The sequence below is a fragment of the Geoglobus acetivorans genome (genome assembly GCF_000789255.1).
Classification (GTDB): domain Archaea; phylum Halobacteriota; class Archaeoglobi; order Archaeoglobales; family Archaeoglobaceae; genus Geoglobus; species Geoglobus acetivorans_B.
In genome coordinates this window covers 1,752,296-1,771,177 of sequence record NZ_CP009552.1, presented here as the reverse complement: position 1 = coordinate 1,771,177, position 18,882 = coordinate 1,752,296, and the positions used below count along the sequence as shown (strand labels likewise).

The window sequence follows — 18,882 nt, the reverse complement described above, 5'->3', positions numbered from 1 at the left end:
TTTTAAGGTGATTCATAAAGGGACTCATTCATTTTCCAACTGACCGATAATCCCGTACAGTAAACCACCTTAGATTAAAATACTCCCATTACAAAACTTACAACCAATGATAGACTTTCCACCATACAGGCCGCCCAGCGAGGCGAACAGCACACTCATAAGGGTTACCCGTGGCTGTCCCTGGAACAGGTGTGCATTCTGCGGGATGTACAAAACCGAGAGATTCATTATAAGAGACACAGAGGAGATAAAAAGAGACATAACCGTAGCTTCAGAGTTTTCAAAGTCGAGAACAGTATTTTTTGGGGATTCCGATAACCTTGTTCATCCCGACCTCATTGAAATCACAAAATTCGCTGTTGAAAAGCTGAATCCGGAAAGAATTACAAGCTACGCAAGGCTGAAAACGGCAAACTCGATGAGCCTGAAGGATCTCAGAGAAATAAGGGACTCTGGTTTGACAAGACTCCATTTCGGCCTTGAATCCGGAGATGATGGGACTCTCGAGATGATAAAGAAAGGCATTAGCTCGAAAGAAGCTATAGAGGGAGGAAAGAAGGCAAAAAAGGCTGGATTTGAGATATCTCTCTATATTCTGTCCGGCATAACTGGGAAATGGGAACAGCATGCACTGAACAGTGCCAAAGCGATCAACAAAATAGGCCCGGATTTCGTCAGATTGAGAAGCATCACAGTCATACCCAACACGATCCTCTGGAACAGAATGAAAAAAGGAATTTACGAGCCTCTTGATCCAGTACTGAGGCTGAAAGAGGTGAAGCTCCTGATCGAGAATATTGAGTGTGAGACACTGCTGTTCTCAGACCACGTATCAAACTATCTCTGGAGTGAAAACGGACCACCCTTTTACACAGGTGTTTCAGGAAGACTGCCAGAGGACAGGGAAAGGATTCTGAAAATGCTTGAAAGAGCGATCAGAGTTGCTGAAAATCTAAAGAACAGTGGAAAACTCGTGGACTCCAACATGCTCGCTTCTGCTGGAAAAATTATGCTTTAAAACAGCATCTGCTCAGTCAGACTTGTAAGCAATAAAATAACACCCTCGCTTTACCAGAATTGCCAGGAAGATTAAAAAGAAAAATTCGGGCAAGTGTGCAGAGATCTCAGAAAAGTTTTCAGTGTGCATGGAGATTTCCCATGGCATAAACGAGCAGAAGTCCTGCGATGAATATAACAAAGCTGAGCAGAGATTTTCCAGAGTCAGTTTCCTTGTGCAGTTCAGGAATCAGATCGCTTGTTGCAATGTATGTGAAGTTCCCGGCAGCGAAAGCTACTACAATCGGAAGAAATTTCTCCGCCACAGCAAAGTATCCAAATATGGCTCCCAGCACCGCTGTAAGAGCCGTGAGAAAATTATAAACAAGCGCTTTTCTTACCGAAAATCCACCAAAAACGAGTATTCCAAAATCCCCAAGTTCCTGAGGTATTTCGTGTGATATGACTGCAATCGTGGTCAGTATCCCGAGATTTATATCGGTAACATAGGCCACAGCTATAACAACACCATCAATAAAATTGTGAATGCTGTCTCCAAAAAGGGCAAGATGGGACATGGGATGAACATTGCATTCATCCTCATGACAGTGCCTCCACCTAAGCACCCTCTCAAGAAGATAAAAAGATACAAACCCGACAAGGAAATAATCTATCGCACTTTCCACTCCAGAAAGCTCTATCGCCTCTGGCAGCAGATGGAGAAAGGATGCCCCGATCAGAACTCCTGCTGCAAAACTTACAAGAAGAAAAACAAGGTTCCAGAATGAATCTCTCTTAAGAATCAGTGTGAAAATTCCCACAAGTGAAAGCAGACTTACAAGGATTGTGCTGGCAATTGAGAGATAGAGAGCATCCTGCATGAGATTAAATCAGTTATGCGTAATAAAAACCCTTTCAGCGAGTGACAGATGAGACCACCAGAGTCAGAATCTCCTGAACCTTTCAGAGCCTGCACCGCAAATTGGACACCTCTCCACCTTCGAATCTGCTGTGTAGCCGCAAATCTCGCAAATGTATATTTCCCCGATCTCAATGTCCCTGCCACTCTCAACTGCTCGCTTAGCCTGTGCATAAAATTCCGAGTGAATTTTTTCCGCCTGGAGTGCGAAATCAATACTTCTTATTGCCCTGCTTTCATTCTGAAGCTCTGCAACGGCCCGGTATGCAGGATACATTTCCTCACTCTCCCAGTCCTCTCCATCCACTGCAACCTGCAGATTTTCTGCCGTATCCTTTACATTGCCAAGCGCTTCAAAATGGTTCCTTGCATGCACGAACTCCGCAAAAGCTATTGCTTCAAAAAGTCTTGCAACATTTTCAAAACCCTCTTTTCTTGCTCTGTTTGCAAAAATCAGGTATTTCATATGGGCCTGACTTTCACCTGCAAAGGCATCATTCAGGAATTTCTCTGTCATTCCCCTCACATAAACCACCATACAGAACTGGTTCGAAGATGTTAAAAATGTTTTTCTCACAATGTATCTACGGGAAAAGATTTTATACTAAGCCAATAAAATAAACGTATGGACGATAAGGACAGAGTAATAGTCGACATGCTCACAAAAGACGCCAGAACCCCTCTCACAAAGATTGCAAAAAAACTAGGAATCACTGAGGCAGCTGTAAGAAAAAGGCTGAAAAATCTTGAGGAAAAAAACATAATCACCGGTTATACTGCTCTGGTCAACCCCTCCGCTCTCGGGTACAATACCGTTTCTCTAACTGGAATAGATACAGAGCCGGAAAAACTCCTTGATGTCGCAAGTAAGATGAAGGAGTACGATTTTGCAAGGAACGTGTTCATCACCACCGGAGATCACATGATAATGGTCGAGATATGGGCAAAAGATGGAGACGAGCTTACCAGAATAATTTCAGATGTCATAGGGAAGATCGAGGGAGTAAAAAGAGTCTGTCCAGCAATTGTGCTGGAAAAACTTAAATAATCCGTCCAATCAGACTAAAGGACCTGAAAAAATTTTATTTATGATTTCCAGTGGAAATAAAGGGGTCAGAATTTCACCCTGTCTGCCATGATTTCTGACACAGATACCCTCGAAGTGAAGTTGAGAACCGTATCTGTGGATATGACATCTTCAACACCTGCTTTCAGTATATCTGCATAAACCTGCCTGCTGAAAAGTGCATGTGTTGCAGCAACATAGATTTTTCTCGCGCCAAGGCTCTTAAGCTTCTTTGCAGACTGTACAACTGTCGAGCCAGTCGCAACAATATCGTCCGCTATTATCACATCTCTGTCCTTCACATCTGCATTGACCCTGCTGACTACAACATTCTGAGCATCAACCCTGATCTTGGAAATGAATCCGTAATCTGACTCAATAATGTTTGCAAAATACCTTATCCATTCCTTAGAAATCTCATCGGGACCGAGAACAACAGGATCAACAAGGTCGCACTCCTCACTTATGTACTCTGCAAGGAGTGGCATTGCTGAAACGCTCTCGACTTTTTCAGTGTTGCCGTAAAAGTCCACAGCAATTATTCTGTCATAGACATCAAGAATGTTCATGAGCGTTTCAAACGTTTTCGCCTCACCAAATATCGAAGCGATGCCTCTTGAATAGGATAAATATGGGGCGATCAGAATGAGCTCCTCAGCTCCCCTCTCTCTCAAAATATCTCCGATCAACCGGCTCTCAAACAAAATCTCATCGGGATACGGAAAAAAGGTATTAACAACATATACCTTCCCCTCAGGTTCAAACGGGATTCGCACATATTTCTCCCCGTAGGGAAGCTTTTCAACCTGAATGTAAGAAGGAGACACATCAAAAAACCTGGATATCTTCAAGGCCAGCTCCCCATTGGTCCCCGGAATGATGTTCATCAAAAAATGTTCTTGTGGAATTATTTAAACATTTACCTTCAGCTCAAATCTCCGCATGTGCAGAAAAGTTCATTCAAAGCTGAAAAGAGGTCATCAAAGCGGTATCCGTTTCTGGCTGAAATGAGAACAGGGCGGTAGACCATACTCGTCGCCTCAACAAACCTCAGCAGGCTTTCAAAAAACTCCCCGAGAACTCCTTCACTCTCAAGGGCGCTTCTATATTCCTCAATACTCCCTGGGACGTGGAGGTCCACTTTGTTGAAAACCGTGAGGGTGGGGATTTCCAGCATCAGAGACACGGTTGCAGACTGAGAGACCATTGCCGAGAACCTTGCGGCATCCTTAATTCTTGATGAGTCCACGATGAACAGTCCCGCTGTAAATCCCTCAAGCCTTTCAATTAAATCAATTCCGAAGTCCGAAAACAGAAAAAGTTCAAGCTGTCCGGGAGTGTCATAAAGAACGAAATCGTATCCAGAAACGGTAAGTCTGCCCACATAACTGCCTGCAATTTCCACCGATTTAAGCAGGGCACCATTTATCCCAAGCTGAAATCTATCCATAACCTCCTCTGTTTTCACGAAATCCCGGATGTCCCGAAAAGCCTCATACCTTGGAGGGGACGCAGGATCCAGGTTCACGGCAACGCTACTGTAGCCCCGATCCCTCAGATATGTGAGAAAACGTTCTGTTAGAACGCTCTTTCCACTGCCCGCTGGACCGAGAACAATTACGTTCAAGTTCACCCCCGCTCCAATTTTTGGTCGTTTCAATTCAAAAAATTCACTACATCTTCTGATGCTGATAAATGACGAAATTTATTTATCTGAAAGTCATAAACCTGATTCGTGATAAAAATTGGTGACATAACAAGTTTTGTATCATGCCCCAGACTTGCCTACTTCAGAATGCATCACGAAAAGGGGATTGCAAACGAGTATCACGCTGTAAGAGAGATATTTCTCAGTCTGAGAAAGGGCTATGATTATGAATGGGCATACGAAAGGTTCTCCACACTGTACCCCGATTCGAAGGAGACCTTTACTCTCGCAGCCTCAAAGTTCAGATATTCAGAGGAACTTGAAAAGATAAGACCCAAAGCATGGGAGGTTTACTTCGAATCAGAGAGGCTGAGACTCAGGGGTGTGGTGGACGAAATAACAGAGAGTGGACGCTTCCTTGTGGTTATGCTGAAAAAGAATTCCGACAGATTCACATTCAAAGAGAGAATGAGGATGAGCGCCATATCTGCGATTTCAGGAATAAAAGAAGGATTCGTTTACTACGCATACGATGGAGTTCTCGCAGAGTTTAAGGAGACAAGAAAAGACAGATACAACCTCCTGAGGATACTCGAAAAACTGAGAAAAATCGAGAAGGGTTTTCTACCAGAGAGAAAGGAAAGCCAAAGATGCGAAATCTGTGAATACTCGGAAGAATGCAACACAAAACCCGAAACATTTGCATCGAGGTTTTTCTGAATCATAAGAATGCGAAGCCGATGCCAAGAGCGATAAAAATCACTCCGGAGATCGCGGATATTATTCTCCTCTCGACTCTTTCAGAGATTGCCTTTCCAGCATACACTGCAACAACAGTCAAAAGACCAAGAGACAGCATAACTCCCGTAAAGACGAGCAGGGGATCATACCTGGTTGCAAGAATCCCCGAAGCTATCTGTGTCTTATCACCCCATTCAGCGAAAAAGACGAGCGCAAATCCAGAGTAGAAGGGATTCGAAAGTGATTTCGCTTCAGTCTCGTCTTCATTTCCTTTCAGTAAAATTAAGACACCAAACGCCACGAACAGCACAGCAGAAATGCCCCTCATCAGATTTTCAGGAATTGCGTTTCCTGCCAGGTCTCCCACGACGATGGCTGCACCATCCACAACCATAAATGCAAGCAATACCCCCAGAATCAGCCGTAACCTGTTCTCAGTCCTTGAAGATAACAGCAACACAGATAACTGAGTCTTATCGCCCAGCTCTGCAAGTCCTACTACAGTAAACGGAATTACCAAGTCTTCAAGCATTGGATCAACCTGCACAGCTCAGATACCGCATGATCTCATGTCAGCTTCAACAACCTTTCCCCTCGGCTCAGTCTCCCTGAAAATCTGTCCCTCGAAGGTGTAAACCTCCACCCCCTCCATCAGCCAGCAGTCTGGTGGCAGGCCAGCTTTCAGGCAGGTGTGGGTTAAAAATTCCTCCTCGTCCATCCCGTACTCAACAGCTACCTGTGGTAAAAGCAAACCGCTGTAAGGTCCGTAGACGACCATCAATCCGTGCCTGCCAACCTCTATCGCCCTTGCCCTCTCCTCTGGCGGAACGCTGAGCTTCTCAGGTGGGGTCAGCACGGTGACCTCAACCTCGATCTCGTCCATCTCCTCAAGTTTGACGGGGGGGAAGCGCGGATCCTGAGTTGCAGCGGAAATGGCTGAATCGATTATCGCCTCGTCCAGCCTTTTTATCGGATACGGAAAGCCGATGCACCCCCTGAGCTCTCCGTGCTTGGTCAGGGTCGTGAAAACCCCCCTCTTCTCGGCAAAAACACCTTCAAACCTGTCCTTAATAATCTCTTTTTTCGAGAGGTGCGTTTCGATCGCTCTCCTTGCAAGTCTAACGGCTTTCTCACCCTCCTCAGAGGTTAGCAATCTCATTGAGATACATATCTGGGCGAGAGGATTTATTGTTTTTCTTGCGTTTCAATTGGAAATACTGTTGTGGAATTCGAAGAGACATCTGTCAAAAGTTTTGTGATCGTATATGATCGTTTGAAAACTCCAGAACAAGAATTCACACTGCCGGCAATAAACCGGATCTTGTTACTTCACTTCTTTTAACCGTTCTACCGCTCTGTCAAACTCTTCAATCAAATAATAGGCTTCAACACCAGCTTTTTTGGCATTGCTTGCCATGATTTTATCATTAGTGATTAGAATTGAGTTTGAAAGCTTTGCAGTTGCAATAAAATATCCATCAACAGCTCTTGACCCTGTATTTTTACAAACCTTAAGAATCTCATCAAATATATCGTCCTCCTCAATCAAATTGAAGTTTTTAAGAACGAAATCATAACCAAGATTTGCCAATTCGACACTGTATCTAACGAGAACACCAAGTATCTCAGCCAAAATTAACCTTGGGCAGTATACCGGTTTGCCTTTAGTCGATTTCAGGAACTCCTTTGATTTCTCATACCTTTAAGCGTTTCTTTTCGTGAAGAAATCGACCAAAATAGATGTGTCGATTGTCAATCCCATGCTCTCTTCCTCATTTTGAGCAAGACTTCTAAGGGATCCTCATCGATTTTTGTTTCTTCTAAAATTTCGTCGATCTTCTCCGAGAACTCTTCAACGTCGCCCATCACATTCTCTTCTACTATCACCTTTCCCTTAGTCTTTTCCGGTAAGGTTACCTTCCTTGCCGGTCTGAACACACCATCTTCATATATGACTTCGATAACCTTTGCCATTGGTGTTAAATTAGATTCGAAAATTCAAATACCTTTTGTCGAATTGAGCATGGCTTTGGCAATTTTAAGGGTTACGTTCGCTTCGATCCAAGCGGCTATTACGATCAGGGTTATTGAAATTAAAGCCAAAGCCAGGTACTCCTTTATGTCTTCCTTTGTAAGGATTTGCTCCTTTTTGCCAGCCAAGTATCTGACGATGAAAATCCCTGTAGGACTGCAGGGATTGTTTTGCGTGCGCCAAGTCGCGGTATCGGGATCGTGCAGAGGCAAAACCATCTCCTGAAAACAACCGGTGCACTTCTTGAATATGGAAACATTAATACCTTTTCCCGCAGGATGCAGAATGATGAACACAGGCATAGACGTTGGAGGAACATTCACCGACATCGTTTCATTTGAGGGGCGGGAGTTCACCCACGTCCAGACCCTTAAAACCTCGGAGTTTCTGAAAAATCCCTGCATGGTTGGGGAATGCAGCAATGCCGTCTTTGCGATAGCCGGGTGGGTTAGAGAAGGAAGGGTTATCAGAACGCCAAACATCCCCGGCTTCGATGCAAAGCTTTTCGAGGGCAGGAGGGTGGAGAACGACGCCAACTGCTTTGCAATCTACGCCCGTCACGTTACCGGCTTCAGCAGCATTTTTGCAGTAACGCTCGGCACCGGGATAGGCTCCGCGATAATCGCAGACTCGAAGCTTTACAGGGGCAATGGTCTTGCTTCCGAGATTGGGCATGCCTTTGTTGGCGGGAAAGAGAGGTGCGTTTGTGGTGGGATCGGCCATCTTGAAACCTTTTTCAGCGGATGGGTGATAAAGAAGAGGTTCGGCAGAGAGCTGAGCAGGGAGGAGCTTCTCAGACTGGATGGCTTCAAGGTGCTGTGTGCAGAAATTGCAAAGGCCGTCCTCATCCTCGATCCAGAAGCTGTTGTCTTCGGGGGACGAATCTCCGCATTGCTCGAGCCGGAGGATTTCCGGCAGATATACGATTTTCTCCCTCCGGAGTTCAGGCCGGAGATAAGGGTTATAAAGGATGCTCTCGCAGTTGCGAAGGGAGCAGCGATTCTGGCAGGTGGTGGAGAATGAATCTGATTGAGGAAGCGGCGAGGAAGATAGAGAGCATGGAGGTTAGAGGGGCTGCGAGGATTGCGAGGTTTGCTGCTGAAACCCTCAGGGAGTATGCAGAGAACGTGAAGACAAACTTCGACGAGGAGATGCGGAAAGCGAGCGAAAGACTGATGAACACAAGGCCCACGGCTGTGAGCCTTTTCAACGCCATCAACTACGTGATGAACTATTCCGGCGAGAGCGACCAGGAGAAGAGGGAGAGTCTGATAAGGCGGGCTGAAGAGTTCATCGAGTGGGTGGACACGGCGAGGGAGAAGATAGGCAGGATAGGAGCAAAGAGGATAATGGACGGTTCGACGATAATGACCCACTGCAACTCCTCAGCTGCACTATCGGTGATAAAGCACGCCTTCGACGAGGGGAAGGACATCAGAGTATTCGCAACGGAGTCAAGGCCGAGGCATCAGGGCTATCTGACGACAAGGGAGCTTGCGGATTATGGTATAGATGTCACGCTGATAGTTGATTCGGCCGTCAGGTACTTCATGAAGGAAGTGGATGTGGTTGTCGTTGGCGCTGACACGATCACGGTTAATGGGGCACTCATAAACAAGATAGGCACATCGCAGATCGCTCTCGCAGCCAAGGAGGCGAGGGTGCCGTTCATGGTTGCCGCTGAAACCTACAAGTTCAGCCCCAAGACCCTGCTCGGAGAGCTGGTCGTCATAGAGGAGAGGGATGTGAGGGAGGTCATTGATGGCGATTTGCTTGAGCATCCGAATGTGACGGTCAGAAACCCGGCTTTCGATGTGACGCCAAGGGACTACATAGACCTGATAATAACCGAGATCGGCGCAATTCCACCTGAAATGGCATACATAGTGATAAGAGATCACCTGGGCTACAGGGAGTTTGGAGGTGAGGAGATAACCCTGAGCGCAAGGCACTACGACTGATGACTCTTTTATTCAACCTCAATCTGTGAAGAACACCCTCACTCACAAAAAACAGAAAACCATTTCAAAAATCAAACCACACCTTTCCAAAATTTTCCCGGTGTGGTTTTCCATGCTTGAAAAATACTCAAGAGCCACACGTCGCCAGAATCCTCCGGGACAAGTACGGAGACGACCTCGCCATCGGGCTGGCCCGCCGGACCATTCCTCTCCAAAAAAGCAGCCAGAAAAGACTGGCAAAAAGCAGAACAAGCAGGAGGATACACCAGCGGGCCACTACCAGAAAAACCAAAAATAGCCATCCGATGGCCCAGACACACCAACAAGGAACTACCCAGGCCGGGACGAATACGTCATCTGGACAGCATAAAACCACGAAGCACTCACAGCATGTAGCCAAGTTTGTTCTCATGAAGTCATAAGCGATCGTAGCTTTCTCGCTCGTCAATTCCAGAAACAGTTAGGTTATTGTCCCTGCCAGTGTAAAATGCAGCTCTAAACCTGCCAACTCTGGTTTCACAAGACTCAGCACCTTCAACTCTCTATGTATGGCCTGAGAGGATTGTTCAATCTTTGCAGCACCTTAGGTATTCGCTTTCTGTGCTTTTCTGCTGAGTTTAACCCTGCACAAACTTTCCTTCGACTTAAGCTTCGGAGATATAACCAACACCGTTTTAGAAATTCTTTTTAATCAAAAATGAACACATATTCCTGCCCTTGCCCCTCCAAGCTTTGAAGCCTTGCGAGCGGTGAGGAGGGGTTCCCTTGACGGGGGTTCACCTAACTTCCTCTGCATTTCAGAATTTGTCCATCATATAAATAGTTTGAAGTACACCGTTTACCATGGAAGACGCAGAAGAACTCCGGAAAATTCTGGAAAAGATCGAGAGGAAAATTGTCGCTGTCGGGAAAATATACTCTGCGATTAACTTCGCCTACTGGCTGATGGTCATGAGCGTGTTTTACGTCATTCTCGCTTTTTTCAGACCATCCAGCACGATCTCGGCAGTTTACTGGGTTGTGGCGATGATTGCAGGTGTTGCAGTGTCTGGAATCCTTTTCAGACGGATCATGCGCATAGCTAAGAGGAGTGGCGAAAAGAGAGGGAGCAGGACCGTGGCAGCATTCATATTTCTGTCATGGGTGGCTGGAGCCATACTTGGATTCCTGGTGCTTCCCGCAACTCTGTCAGCCGGTTTCGGCGCTGCACTTCTGAGCTTCCTCTCAATCTCTCTGTTCGGAATGTGGGCTGTGCTGTCATACTCAGGAGGTCTCGAGCTGGAAATGGTTCCGTCATTCCTGATCACAGCAATCGGAGCAGTGGTCGCATTCACGTCCGCAGAGGATCTGTCTGTCTGGGCGGGCTTCGTGATTGTAACAGCGTTCTCTGTTACGATGCTGCTTTATCTTTACAGCGCATTCAGAATAATTGGTGATTGAATGGAGCCTCTCAGCGGGCTCAGACATGAAATCCTCGGAAATCCCGTACGGCTTGGAATCATGCTGTATCTTCTTTCGAGGGGGAGGGCGGCGTTCAGCGAAATCCAGCGAGTTCTGGAGCTGACGCCCGGAAACCTCGACTCCCACCTTAAAACGCTGGAGAAGGCCGGGATGATTGGAATAAAAAAGGTGATAGCCGACAGGCCGAGGACAGTGGTCGAAATAACTGAGAAGGGCGTAGATGAGACCTGGGAGTATGTTAGAAAGCTGAAGGATGCGCTGGAAGGGCTGTGAGCTTTAGATAATTAATTTGCCGTTTTGTGTGGCATTACTTCGTTTCTTTATGAGTGGGAGTGTTTTGGCATCCCAAAAATCGGGATAGAGGATCTGAGAGATTTTGATGTATATGCTACCGAGGGAAAGGGTGATGGAGGCGATAAAGGAGTATGTAGAAAGGATGAGTTTTTGAAAGCCCAATAGGTAAGATATTTATTTTTTTGAGAATACGTAAGATCATGGGTGTTGTTGAACTACTCAAAGAGATAAAAGAGAAGCTCGAAATCATGGATAAGAGGCTGAGCAGACTTGAAGATGAATTGCTGGGTGATGAGATGACTAATGAGGAGATCAGGGAGGTAGAGGAGATTATTGAGGCATGCAAAACCGGAAAGATGAAGGTTTACACTCTCGAGGAGGCAAAGAGGGAGCTGGGTCTTGAATGAGTTTTAAAGTTGAGCTTTCTGAAAGAGCTGTTAAAGATTTAAAAAAATTCGGTAAGAAAGACCTTGAGAGGGTTTTTAAAACGATTGAGAAGCTGGACGACCCATTTTCACTGGATATAAAGAAGATTAAGGGCAACATTTATCGAGTAAAAGCGGGGAGGAAAATCAGGCTTATTATTGAAATTGATTTTAAGGAAATGACAGTTCTGGTTGCAAGGATTGACTGGCGGGATAGGGTTTACGACAGATTGTAGATGGCTATATGGTGTTCCCCCAACTTGCAATTCAATCTCAATTCTCGCAGCCCCATATTCAGAACTGGCAGCTAATCCAACTTCTCTTCTAACGGGACACTACCAATTTACTTGAAATAAAAAAATAGAACGATTGTAAACCATAAAATTAATTAATCTCTTATATTATTGCTTTTCTTGGTTATCAAAGTGAGATTAACTGTTTATCCTGTGAAAGGAGACGAAAAATGGGAGATTCTGTCAAAAATCATTGATAAGCTTGAAACGAGGGAAGTTAAGAAAGCTTTAGCGAGGAATGGGATAATATCAGTAAACAAGGGGGTAAAAATCCTGAAGATCATAATTCTGGCAATGTTCTTCGAATTGGAGATATCTTATGCTGTTAGCGAGGTAAATAAACGGTTAGAGCTGAGAAAATTTTTGAGGTTAAATGAGGAGGTAAATCTTAAATCTGTCTACAAGTTCATGTCAAAATTCGAAGCAGAGCAATTTTTAAACTTCGTTTTCTCCGTTTTAAACGTAAGTTCAAAGAGAAAGAGAAGGAAACCCTCTCTTTTAATATTGGACTGGACTGATATAAGCCTTGATCTGAATCCTTTCAGAAAGAGAGACTTAAAGAACAAGCCCTATAAATGGGGTTATTCAACTAAAGGATTCTTTCTTGGAATGAAAATGATGATTTTGATCGACTACAGAACTCTAGCACCTCTATTCTTCCACGTCTATCCTGCTAACGTTCACGAAAGCAGGATTTACCCTCTAATTCTCGAAATGCTTAAGAGAAGAGGTTTAATCAGGTTTGGAGATGCTACAATCATGGATAAAGGGTTTTACGGGTATAAGAACTATCTGATCGGGGTAAGGTACGGTGTAGTTCCTTTGACAATCCCTAAAAAGAATTTCAGCTTGAAGAAGCTTAAGGGGATGCTGAGTTATCCTCTAACTGTCTTTAATTCTAAAAACGTTGAGAAGGAGAAGAAGAGATATAGAAGGCTCGTAAGGAGGTTGATTGATGGATTGAAGGGAAATCTGAAGAGTTTGAGGTCTATAATAGAGGATGTAATCAAATTGGGGAAAGAAGCTTACAGTTTAAGGCAATTGCACTGCTATTCTTTCGATTCTGTTATAAAGCGGTGTTCTCTTTCCGTCCTGTTAATAGGGATGACGTTTAAGCTGGGTTTCAGGGAAAAGAAGGTTATTCAAAAATTATCAGAGTGGTGAGATGAAGAAGACCCTAATACACCTTAATACTGCGTAAAGAGGGTCAATCCACATACCTGGTTACTGGAGATAATGCTTTGAGGGCTGCGTTGAATAAGATCGAGGAGAATTCGGCCATTACGGTTGATGTGGCTCTAAGATTGATCGGAAGAAAATGAGGTTTCAGGAAGATATGGTTTTCGGTGGAGTTTGAGGTTAATATGCCATGTTCACAAGGTTCAAAAAGGGGAAAGCGGCAGAGTCGGAGCCGTTAGCAAACAACGTTATCTTGGATCTGGACGAGAATGGAGATGTTGTGGGAATAGCGTCCTTCTGCCAAATCTTGCCGAGCTTGGCCGAGAGTTAGCATAATAAAGTCTCCAAACAGGTAGTAACGCATTCGTCATATGTTTTTTAAATGGATTGGAGCTTGATCTTCAACAAGGTCTATAGATCAGTCCCCCCTCATTTCGTTGAATTAATGTTACTATTTCGTCTAAAGATATTGGCTTATAATTGATTACTTCCACACATACATTGATTGTTCTTTTTTTGGTGTCAATAAATGGATATTTTCTTAACTCATTATTGTGCACATGACCATGAATTATCCACCCATCAAATTTTTTCATATTTCCCATATTTTTTGGATCATGTACTAATAAAAATTTATATCCCCTATACACAACAACTTCTTGATTTTTCCCCAGCTGAATGCTATCATGGTTTCCGTAAATGTATTTCACCCGTCCATTCAATTTTTGTAACCAGTACAAAGGATTTTTCGAGCGTCTGCCAAAGCTCATATCTCCCAGAAAATATACGGTATCGCTACTCTGTATTGTGTTATTCCAATTTCTTAGAATAATTCTGTTCATTTCGCGCACATCTGCAAAAGGGCGGGCACAGTATTTAATTATGTTTTCATGATCAAAATGAGTGTCAGAGATTAACCAAATACCACTATTTGAATTAGGTGGATTAGATTCTATGTCAAAAATTTTTCTATACTCTTTAATCATTTCCGAATATGTTTTTTTAGAAAGTGCCTTTTGCCTGCTAAGAATTTTGCCAGTGGCTGTATCGTATTCATAAGCGATCTTACTATTCCGCAGCAGAGATATTCTAAGAGGATACGACATAAAATATTCGTCCTCTATGGTTTTAAGGTAGTTTGATAAAAGTTCACGATCCCTCTCTGATAAACGATAGCCAATAGTTGCATGAAACCAAAATTCATCCTCGTTGGCACCATTAAATTTCACTACATCTGGTCTTTCAAGAATATGCGGTTTTAAACTATTATATAGCTCTGCTCTCAATCTCCTTAACTTTTGGCTGGGTTCAATCCTAAATGCTAAAACATAACCATTTCTACCTTTATTGAATTCGAATCCGTCATAATAGAACCACAAATCCCTTAAATTATATTTGGAAGCTACTTTTTTGATTATGTTGGCCAACTCCCAATTTTTAACGCCTTCCTTAGGGCTAAAATTATATACGAGGGTGATATGAGGCACTTTATGCCAGTATCTGATTCTATATACTTTTTTAAACTCTTGTATCTTCCTCTTGATTCTGTATTTCTCTATCATAGGTCTAATTTCGATAAAATGTGAGTATTGCCGATGACCCTCCGAAGATTCTCTAAGGAAGAGATTTTTCAGCTTAGTTAGTACACCCATCGGTTAAAATTATGCTCTTGTGAGCTATATATTTTTATCCAGATCTTAAATAACTCTGCTAACGACTTTAACTTATCTACTTTAAGCACTTGAATTCCCCACACTTACCAAATTTGTAAAATCGTGATTTAAATTGCCCATCCTCTTAATAAATTCCCGAAAAAGGAGGTCAGTCAACTTTGCTATCGCTCCAAGTTATAAATCCCAGCAAAACTTTCCAACCAGCTCTGTGCGGAATCAATGAACCGCTGAACAACAACCTGTTAAAGAACTCTTTAACTGCATCCTCAATCGGTGGTGCTATGAAGTTTTGCGAACCATACAACAACTTCGGCAACCCTTCCCTTCTCCCTGAGCCGTTTTCTCCCCTCCCCGGACATAGACTCGATACAGCCGATAACTACCTCTTTGACGTTCTCTGATTCCTCTCCAATGACTTCCTCCTGAATCTTATGGCAGAAAATTGCCAGAAAAAGATGATAAGGATATTGCCCGAAATGCCTGTCTCTCCGGGTTTCTGCAAAACAAAGTGAACCTTTAGAGGGGTATAGCCCCGCCCGGATTCGAACCGGGGTCGCGGGATCCAGAGTCCCGCAGGATTGACCACTACCCTACGGGGCTTCATGGCTCATTTTAACATTCGATTTATGAAGGTTGCGGTACTGGACTGCAGCCCTCAAAGCTCCTCCGGAAACTCCACAGGCAGGTAACGCTCGAACTTTATCGTCAGGCAATCTTCCTGCAGTTCCGGACGGAGCAGCGCGGCCCTCACATCAACTCCGTTCTCGCGGGCTTCCATGAGAACCCTCGCAAATTCCGGATGTGTTTCCTGATTTGGCATAAAAACCCTTGCGTCGTTCCTCATCACAAGAAAGAAAATCATTCCTCTCCTTTCCATTATCTCCCTGACGTGCTTCACCCCCCTCTCCGTCGGAGCATCTGGAAAGAGAGCAACGCCCTGTCTAACGAGCGTGCACCCCTTGACCTCCACGAGCCTCGAAACACCATCTCTGCTCACCAGAAGGTCTATACGGCTCCTTCCAGCCTTTACCTCTCTGCCTTCGATTCTGTAGCCCTCGCCTTCAAGAATCTCGACCGCAATATCCGTGTGAATGGATGAGTTTACGACAACAGGGACATATTCATCGAAGATCACGAACACCTCGTAGCTCGTCTTCTCCCGCTTTTTCGGCCTCGCGAGCACCCTGTTTCCGGGTTTCATCAGCTCCGTCAGCCTTCCCGAGTCCCTCAGATGGGCCCTCTCGACTTTACCGGCAACCTCAATCTCGAGAACGAACCTGTTGGCTCTCCTTACGAGTCTGCCCTCAACCAGATTGCAGATCTCCACCATCAGATTTTTGCTGAGAGTTACTTAACCCTTTACCCTAAAAACCTCTCAAGCTCCCCGAAAAACCTGTCATCTGACAGGACCGCCTGAACCTCAGACCGTCTCACCAGCCTCGTCCCCTCAACCTTCGCTCCATTCCTCTCCAGCATTTTCACGTAACCATTCAGGTACTGCTCACCTCTCCACCCGCCGTAGGTGATGATCAGAAATACCCTCCTGCCTTTCAGCAACCCTGCCCTTATGATGGCCGTCACGGGTGGACAGTTGAATGTCCACTTCGGGAAGCAGAGGATGACCCTTTCGCATGCGACCTCAACATTCTTTACGGGGACGCCGAGGTTCGGTATGAAGGAGAGAAGGAGCCATGCCGGATAGGGAAGCTGAAATTTCGGGCTTATCTCACGGGTTTCGAGGTTGAGCCTTCCTGCTACGGATTCAGCGACCTTTTTTGAAGTCCCCGTGTATGAGAAAAACAGAACCTCGGCCATCACAGAACGAACTTCCTTTCCCTTTTCATCTCCGGAACCTCTGCGAGCGCGTTTCTCCTGATGAGCTTCAGGTACTCCCTCCCGAAGTCTCTCTCTATTCTTCTCACATTGACTATAAAGCATCCGGGGATTCTGACATCAGCTATTTCCCTGAGTCTTTCCGTCACATCGAGAAACTCCACAATGTCCTCAGTCCTCTCCATGTCGAGCCCGTGACTCTCCATCAGCTCCTTATCATAAACCGAAAGGGGCTGAAGGAATACCTCCATGTTGAGCCTGTTCGCAAGCTCTGCAAGCTCGAAAACGTCCTTATCGTTAATTCCGGGCATGTAAATCGTCCTGATAACTCCCCTGATGGACGAGCTGCTCAGTGCTTTGAGGTTGTCCATCAGAATGTCAAATCCATCGAAGCCCGTTATTCTGGCGTACTTCTCCTTAGAAGAGACGTCCAGGCTAACCATGGCAAGCTCAAAGTATTTCTCGAGCCTTTTTATCGCCTTCTCGTTCAGCAGAATGCCGTTGGTCTGCAAATCGAGCCTCGCCTGCGGGAACATGTCTTTTAACTCTCTCGCAACCCTCTCCACCTCATCTATCCCTGCAACAAGCGGTTCGCCATACTGGGAGAGGGTTATCGATCTCACATCCTCCGTGTCACCGTAATAACCTGGCATCGGAGCTTTACCCTTCTTCAACGCCACGTTGGAGTAGCAGTAGATGCAGTTCAGGTTGCACTTTGGCGTGATCTCGTAAGTCGGGTGATGCACCGGATTTTCTATGCTCTCGTCACTTCCCTGACAGTGCGTGCAGTGCGTCGCGGGAAACATAAAACGGTGTTAAAATGAGGGGTTTAAAATGGTTGCTGGTTACTGAATGCCTGACTCGCAAATTCTGGGCAAACTCCCAATAAAAAAAGGGTGCATTAAAAGGTAATCAATAACAGCCCGCCGTAAACCACTGCCACAACGAACAGCGCCATCGTCAGAGTGTTAACTGCCCTCTCGTTCCTTCCTCCAAAGTCCGTGTCCAGCAAGATCGCCCTTAGCCCGTTGAATGCGTGGAATGAGGCTGAGGCTAAGAAGAGCCAGTAGAATGCCTTTATTGCCGGGTTGGACAGCCTTTGAACAACCTTCGCGTACTCTAAAGCGTCGTGGGATGTCAGGTGGGTTATGTACAGGTGGAAGATGACGAAGGCGAAGAGCAAAAGCCCGGTTATCATCTGAAATACCCAGCCAAACGGCTCCAGAACCTTTCTCGTGTGTGATTCGCTCATTTTACCACCCCGTGAGGAACAAATACATCACGTACGTGCTGTACAGCCAGAATACCAGCGCAAGCAGGGTCATCAGATATACCAGCGCCCTTCTTGCTTCATACAGCAGACCGAACTCGTTCAGCACGACTCTCAGGCCGTTGAAAGCGTGGTAGAATGTGGCCAGAAACAGCAGCGAATCTAAGGGCAGAGTTTCCAGCTTCACGGTCGTGGAGATGAATGCCGTGTATGTCTCTTCTCCAATCCTGAGGCTCGTCAGGAAGCTGAGGTGGGCGATCAGGTAAAGCAGGAGAACTATGCCTGTGAGCCTGTGAAATGAGTAGGCCAGGCTGTTCAGCGATTTTCCCTTCAGCGTAAACCATCCCAAAACTCCTTTCATTTCAATCACCTGAAGATGCTCTTAATCATGTGGATCGCGCTCATCAGCCTCATCTTCTGCACAGCTTTTGCCGGCTCTATGCTTTTCGGACACACCTCGCTGCATTCAGCGTTGAAATGGCACCTCCACACGCCCTCAGAGCCTGAGACGAGGCTGAGCCTCTCCTCCTTGCCCTCATCCCTGCTGTCTGCACAGAATCTGTAAGCGGCGGTTATGGCAGCTGGCCCGAGATAGTCGCTCCTCGTCGCGCTTGCAGGACAGGCTGAGTAGCACGCTCCGCATTTTATGCAGAGCGTAAAGTCGTAGTAAGCGTGCAGCTCCTTCGGAGTCTGAAGCAGCTCCTTCGGATTCTCGTAGTCGTCATCTTCTCTCATCAGGTAGGGCTTAACAGCTTCATGCTTCCTGAAAAAGTCATCCATGTCCACGATCAGGTCCTTCAGGACGGGCATGTTGTCGAGCGGCTCTATCTCGAGGGTGCTGCCAATATCCAATATCTGCGTCTCGCATGCAAGCCTCGGTTTGCCGTTGATCTTGACCGCACAGCTCCCGCATACACCCATTCTGCACGAGGCTCTGAAAGCCAAGGAGCCGTCGAGGTTCTCCTTTATGTAGTAAAGTCCATCCAGCACAGTCATTCCCCTTTTGGCTGTGAAGCGGAAATCCTGCCAGTAGCTCTTATCTCCATCAAACCTCCTGATCCTGAAGAGCACCTCCCTCTCCATGCCCTCAC

General features: G+C 45.5%; 26 protein-coding genes, 1 tRNA gene and 1 pseudogene. 11 read left to right on the top strand and 17 right to left on the bottom strand.

Annotation, left to right across the window (positions count from 1 at the left end):
- Positions 1 to 106 precede the first annotated feature (106 nt).
- Positions 107 to 1,018, top strand: coding sequence for a B12-binding domain-containing radical SAM protein (locus tag GACE_RS10530; RefSeq protein ID WP_048093293.1), 912 nt, complete (start codon positions 107 to 109; stop codon positions 1,016 to 1,018).
- A 118-nt stretch (positions 1,019 to 1,136) separates the two neighbouring features.
- On the opposite strand, the gene GACE_RS10525 is transcribed toward GACE_RS10530, so the two are convergent.
- Positions 1,137 to 1,877, bottom strand: a complete 741-nt coding sequence (locus tag GACE_RS10525) for a ZIP family metal transporter (RefSeq protein ID WP_048093291.1) — start codon at positions 1,875 to 1,877, stop codon at positions 1,137 to 1,139.
- 63 nt (positions 1,878 to 1,940) lie between these two features.
- Positions 1,941 to 2,450 (bottom strand): rubrerythrin family protein, encoded by a 510-nt coding sequence (locus tag GACE_RS10520; protein ID WP_048093904.1) that lies wholly within the window; start codon positions 2,448 to 2,450, stop codon positions 1,941 to 1,943.
- 90 nt (positions 2,451 to 2,540) lie between these two features.
- Between GACE_RS10520 and GACE_RS10515 the strand changes: the two genes are divergently transcribed.
- The gene (locus GACE_RS10515) at positions 2,541 to 2,963 is read left to right on the top strand and encodes an Lrp/AsnC family transcriptional regulator (RefSeq protein WP_048093289.1); all 423 of its coding nucleotides are present in this window, start codon (positions 2,541 to 2,543) and stop codon (positions 2,961 to 2,963) included.
- Positions 2,964 to 3,028: 65 nt separating this feature from the next.
- Here GACE_RS10515 and prs read toward each other — a convergent pair whose 3' ends face one another.
- Both prs and GACE_RS10505 read right to left on the bottom strand, forming a co-directional pair.
- On the bottom strand, positions 3,029 to 3,868 hold the full coding sequence (gene prs, locus GACE_RS10510; RefSeq protein WP_048093288.1) for a ribose-phosphate diphosphokinase: 840 nt from the start codon (positions 3,866 to 3,868) through the stop codon (positions 3,029 to 3,031).
- A gap of 38 nt (positions 3,869 to 3,906) precedes the next feature.
- Positions 3,907 to 4,614, bottom strand: a complete 708-nt coding sequence (locus GACE_RS10505) for an ATP/GTP-binding protein (RefSeq protein WP_318249215.1) — start codon at positions 4,612 to 4,614, stop codon at positions 3,907 to 3,909.
- A gap of 102 nt (positions 4,615 to 4,716) precedes the next feature.
- Between GACE_RS10505 and GACE_RS10500 the strand changes: the two genes are divergently transcribed.
- Positions 4,717 to 5,349: a CRISPR-associated protein Cas4 gene (locus GACE_RS10500; RefSeq protein ID WP_048093286.1), complete on the top strand. Its 633-nt coding sequence runs from the start codon at positions 4,717 to 4,719 to the stop codon at positions 5,347 to 5,349.
- 1 nt (position 5,350) lies between these two features.
- On the opposite strand, the gene GACE_RS10495 is transcribed toward GACE_RS10500, so the two are convergent.
- The 5 genes and pseudogenes from GACE_RS10495 to GACE_RS10475 all read right to left on the bottom strand — a co-directional run bounded on the left by GACE_RS10495 (position 5,351) and on the right by GACE_RS10475 (position 7,620).
- A complete protein-coding gene (locus tag GACE_RS10495; protein WP_048093902.1) occupies positions 5,351 to 5,902 on the bottom strand; it encodes a TMEM165/GDT1 family protein in 552 nt (183 codons plus the stop codon).
- An 18-nt stretch (positions 5,903 to 5,920) separates the two neighbouring features.
- On the bottom strand, positions 5,921 to 6,529 hold the full coding sequence (locus tag GACE_RS10490; protein ID WP_048093284.1) for a TIGR00296 family protein: 609 nt from the start codon (positions 6,527 to 6,529) through the stop codon (positions 5,921 to 5,923).
- Positions 6,530 to 6,694: 165 nt separating this feature from the next.
- Positions 6,695 to 7,054, bottom strand: a pseudogene (locus GACE_RS10485) (PIN domain-containing protein); the annotation flags it as partial.
- A gap of 68 nt (positions 7,055 to 7,122) precedes the next feature.
- Complete coding sequence (locus GACE_RS10480; RefSeq protein WP_048093282.1) at positions 7,123 to 7,344, bottom strand: antitoxin family protein; 222 nt, start codon at positions 7,342 to 7,344, stop codon at positions 7,123 to 7,125.
- Between the two features lie 24 nt (positions 7,345 to 7,368).
- Positions 7,369 to 7,620: a hypothetical protein gene (locus GACE_RS10475; RefSeq protein WP_084063730.1), complete on the bottom strand. Its 252-nt coding sequence runs from the start codon at positions 7,618 to 7,620 to the stop codon at positions 7,369 to 7,371.
- A gap of 67 nt (positions 7,621 to 7,687) precedes the next feature.
- Between GACE_RS10475 and GACE_RS10470 the strand changes: the two genes are divergently transcribed.
- The 8 genes from GACE_RS10470 to GACE_RS12030 all read left to right on the top strand — a co-directional run bounded on the left by GACE_RS10470 (position 7,688) and on the right by GACE_RS12030 (position 13,346).
- On the top strand, positions 7,688 to 8,425 hold the full coding sequence (locus GACE_RS10470; RefSeq protein ID WP_158413844.1) for an ROK family protein: 738 nt from the start codon (positions 7,688 to 7,690) through the stop codon (positions 8,423 to 8,425).
- Positions 8,422 to 9,363, top strand: coding sequence for a ribose 1,5-bisphosphate isomerase (locus GACE_RS10465; RefSeq protein ID WP_048093277.1), 942 nt, complete (start codon positions 8,422 to 8,424; stop codon positions 9,361 to 9,363). The genes GACE_RS10470 and GACE_RS10465 overlap by 4 nt, the downstream gene beginning before the upstream one ends.
- An 843-nt stretch (positions 9,364 to 10,206) precedes the next feature.
- Positions 10,207 to 10,803 carry a hypothetical protein gene (locus GACE_RS10455; protein WP_048093274.1) on the top strand — a complete coding sequence of 199 codons (597 nt, stop codon included), beginning with the start codon at positions 10,207 to 10,209 and terminating at the stop codon, positions 10,801 to 10,803.
- Positions 10,804 to 11,097: a transcriptional regulator gene (locus GACE_RS10450; RefSeq protein ID WP_048093272.1), complete on the top strand. Its 294-nt coding sequence runs from the start codon at positions 10,804 to 10,806 to the stop codon at positions 11,095 to 11,097.
- A 221-nt stretch (positions 11,098 to 11,318) separates the two neighbouring features.
- Complete coding sequence (locus GACE_RS10445) at positions 11,319 to 11,525, top strand: hypothetical protein (protein ID WP_048093271.1); 207 nt, start codon at positions 11,319 to 11,321, stop codon at positions 11,523 to 11,525.
- Positions 11,522 to 11,779 (top strand): type II toxin-antitoxin system RelE family toxin, encoded by a 258-nt coding sequence (locus GACE_RS10440; RefSeq protein ID WP_048093270.1) that lies wholly within the window; start codon positions 11,522 to 11,524, stop codon positions 11,777 to 11,779. The genes GACE_RS10445 and GACE_RS10440 overlap by 4 nt, the downstream gene beginning before the upstream one ends.
- Positions 11,780 to 11,956: 177 nt before the next feature.
- On the top strand, positions 11,957 to 13,000 hold the full coding sequence (locus tag GACE_RS10435) for a transposase (protein WP_084063728.1): 1,044 nt from the start codon (positions 11,957 to 11,959) through the stop codon (positions 12,998 to 13,000).
- Positions 13,001 to 13,205: 205 nt separating this feature from the next.
- Positions 13,206 to 13,346 carry a DUF2283 domain-containing protein gene (locus GACE_RS12030; RefSeq protein WP_084063727.1) on the top strand — a complete coding sequence of 47 codons (141 nt, stop codon included), beginning with the start codon at positions 13,206 to 13,208 and terminating at the stop codon, positions 13,344 to 13,346.
- Between the two features lie 70 nt (positions 13,347 to 13,416).
- Here the strand turns inward: GACE_RS12030 and GACE_RS11465 are convergent, their stop codons facing one another.
- From GACE_RS11465 to GACE_RS10390, 8 genes are all read right to left on the bottom strand, one after another.
- On the bottom strand, positions 13,417 to 14,577 hold the full coding sequence (locus GACE_RS11465; RefSeq protein ID WP_048093899.1) for a 2'-5' RNA ligase family protein: 1,161 nt from the start codon (positions 14,575 to 14,577) through the stop codon (positions 13,417 to 13,419).
- A gap of 638 nt (positions 14,578 to 15,215) precedes the next feature.
- Positions 15,216 to 15,288 (bottom strand) — tRNA-Gln (locus GACE_RS10420).
- Positions 15,289 to 15,343: 55 nt separating this feature from the next.
- Positions 15,344 to 16,018, bottom strand: coding sequence for a DNA/RNA nuclease SfsA (gene sfsA / locus GACE_RS10415; protein WP_048093268.1), 675 nt, complete (start codon positions 16,016 to 16,018; stop codon positions 15,344 to 15,346).
- 29 nt (positions 16,019 to 16,047) lie between these two features.
- On the bottom strand, positions 16,048 to 16,506 hold the full coding sequence (locus GACE_RS10410) for a hypothetical protein (RefSeq protein ID WP_148305973.1): 459 nt from the start codon (positions 16,504 to 16,506) through the stop codon (positions 16,048 to 16,050).
- On the bottom strand, positions 16,503 to 17,327 hold the full coding sequence (locus tag GACE_RS10405) for a radical SAM protein (protein ID WP_052400296.1): 825 nt from the start codon (positions 17,325 to 17,327) through the stop codon (positions 16,503 to 16,505). The genes GACE_RS10410 and GACE_RS10405 overlap by 4 nt, the downstream gene beginning before the upstream one ends.
- Positions 17,328 to 17,422: 95 nt before the next feature.
- Positions 17,423 to 17,773: a succinate dehydrogenase, cytochrome b556 subunit gene (gene sdhC / locus GACE_RS10400; protein WP_048093266.1), complete on the bottom strand. Its 351-nt coding sequence runs from the start codon at positions 17,771 to 17,773 to the stop codon at positions 17,423 to 17,425.
- A gap of 1 nt (position 17,774) precedes the next feature.
- Positions 17,775 to 18,152, bottom strand: a complete 378-nt coding sequence (locus GACE_RS10395) for a succinate dehydrogenase (RefSeq protein ID WP_048093894.1) — start codon at positions 18,150 to 18,152, stop codon at positions 17,775 to 17,777.
- Between the two features lie 5 nt (positions 18,153 to 18,157).
- Entirely contained in the window at positions 18,158 to 18,874 is a 717-nt protein-coding gene (locus GACE_RS10390) for a succinate dehydrogenase iron-sulfur subunit (protein ID WP_048093265.1), read from the bottom strand.
- Positions 18,875 to 18,882: the final 8 nt, after the last annotated feature.

Excerpts from the sequence above, each read along its gene's own strand:
- GACE_RS10455 (WP_048093274.1), top strand. The coding sequence starts at position 10,207 with ATGGAAGACGCAGAAGAACTCCGGAAAATTCTGGAAAAGATCGAGAGG.
- GACE_RS10390 (WP_048093265.1), bottom strand. The coding sequence starts at position 18,874 with ATGGAGAGGGAGGTGCTCTTCAGGATCAGGAGGTTTGATGGAGATAAG.
- GACE_RS10475 (WP_084063730.1), bottom strand. The coding sequence starts at position 7,620 with ATGGTTTTGCCTCTGCACGATCCCGATACCGCGACTTGGCGCACGCAA.
- GACE_RS10440 (WP_048093270.1), top strand. The coding sequence starts at position 11,522 with ATGAGTTTTAAAGTTGAGCTTTCTGAAAGAGCTGTTAAAGATTTAAAA.
- GACE_RS10530 (WP_048093293.1), top strand. The coding sequence starts at position 107 with ATGATAGACTTTCCACCATACAGGCCGCCCAGCGAGGCGAACAGCACA.
- sdhC (WP_048093266.1), bottom strand. The coding sequence starts at position 17,773 with ATGAGCGAATCACACACGAGAAAGGTTCTGGAGCCGTTTGGCTGGGTA.
- GACE_RS12030 (WP_084063727.1), top strand. The coding sequence starts at position 13,206 with ATGTTCACAAGGTTCAAAAAGGGGAAAGCGGCAGAGTCGGAGCCGTTA.
- GACE_RS10495 (WP_048093902.1), bottom strand. The coding sequence starts at position 5,902 with ATGCTTGAAGACTTGGTAATTCCGTTTACTGTAGTAGGACTTGCAGAG.
- prs (WP_048093288.1), bottom strand. The coding sequence starts at position 3,868 with ATGAACATCATTCCGGGGACCAATGGGGAGCTGGCCTTGAAGATATCC.
- GACE_RS10480 (WP_048093282.1), bottom strand. The coding sequence starts at position 7,344 with ATGGCAAAGGTTATCGAAGTCATATATGAAGATGGTGTGTTCAGACCG.
- GACE_RS10395 (WP_048093894.1), bottom strand. The coding sequence starts at position 18,152 with ATGAAAGGAGTTTTGGGATGGTTTACGCTGAAGGGAAAATCGCTGAAC.
- GACE_RS10465 (WP_048093277.1), top strand. The coding sequence starts at position 8,422 with ATGAATCTGATTGAGGAAGCGGCGAGGAAGATAGAGAGCATGGAGGTT.
- GACE_RS10490 (WP_048093284.1), bottom strand. The coding sequence starts at position 6,529 with ATGAGATTGCTAACCTCTGAGGAGGGTGAGAAAGCCGTTAGACTTGCA.
- GACE_RS10405 (WP_052400296.1), bottom strand. The coding sequence starts at position 17,327 with ATGTTTCCCGCGACGCACTGCACGCACTGTCAGGGAAGTGACGAGAGC.
- GACE_RS11465 (WP_048093899.1), bottom strand. The coding sequence starts at position 14,577 with ATGATAGAGAAATACAGAATCAAGAGGAAGATACAAGAGTTTAAAAAA.
- GACE_RS10515 (WP_048093289.1), top strand. The coding sequence starts at position 2,541 with ATGGACGATAAGGACAGAGTAATAGTCGACATGCTCACAAAAGACGCC.
- GACE_RS10450 (WP_048093272.1), top strand. The coding sequence starts at position 10,804 with ATGGAGCCTCTCAGCGGGCTCAGACATGAAATCCTCGGAAATCCCGTA.
- GACE_RS10525 (WP_048093291.1), bottom strand. The coding sequence starts at position 1,877 with ATGCAGGATGCTCTCTATCTCTCAATTGCCAGCACAATCCTTGTAAGT.
- sfsA (WP_048093268.1), bottom strand. The coding sequence starts at position 16,018 with ATGGTGGAGATCTGCAATCTGGTTGAGGGCAGACTCGTAAGGAGAGCC.
- GACE_RS10445 (WP_048093271.1), top strand. The coding sequence starts at position 11,319 with ATGGGTGTTGTTGAACTACTCAAAGAGATAAAAGAGAAGCTCGAAATC.
- GACE_RS10470 (WP_158413844.1), top strand. The coding sequence starts at position 7,688 with ATGATGAACACAGGCATAGACGTTGGAGGAACATTCACCGACATCGTT.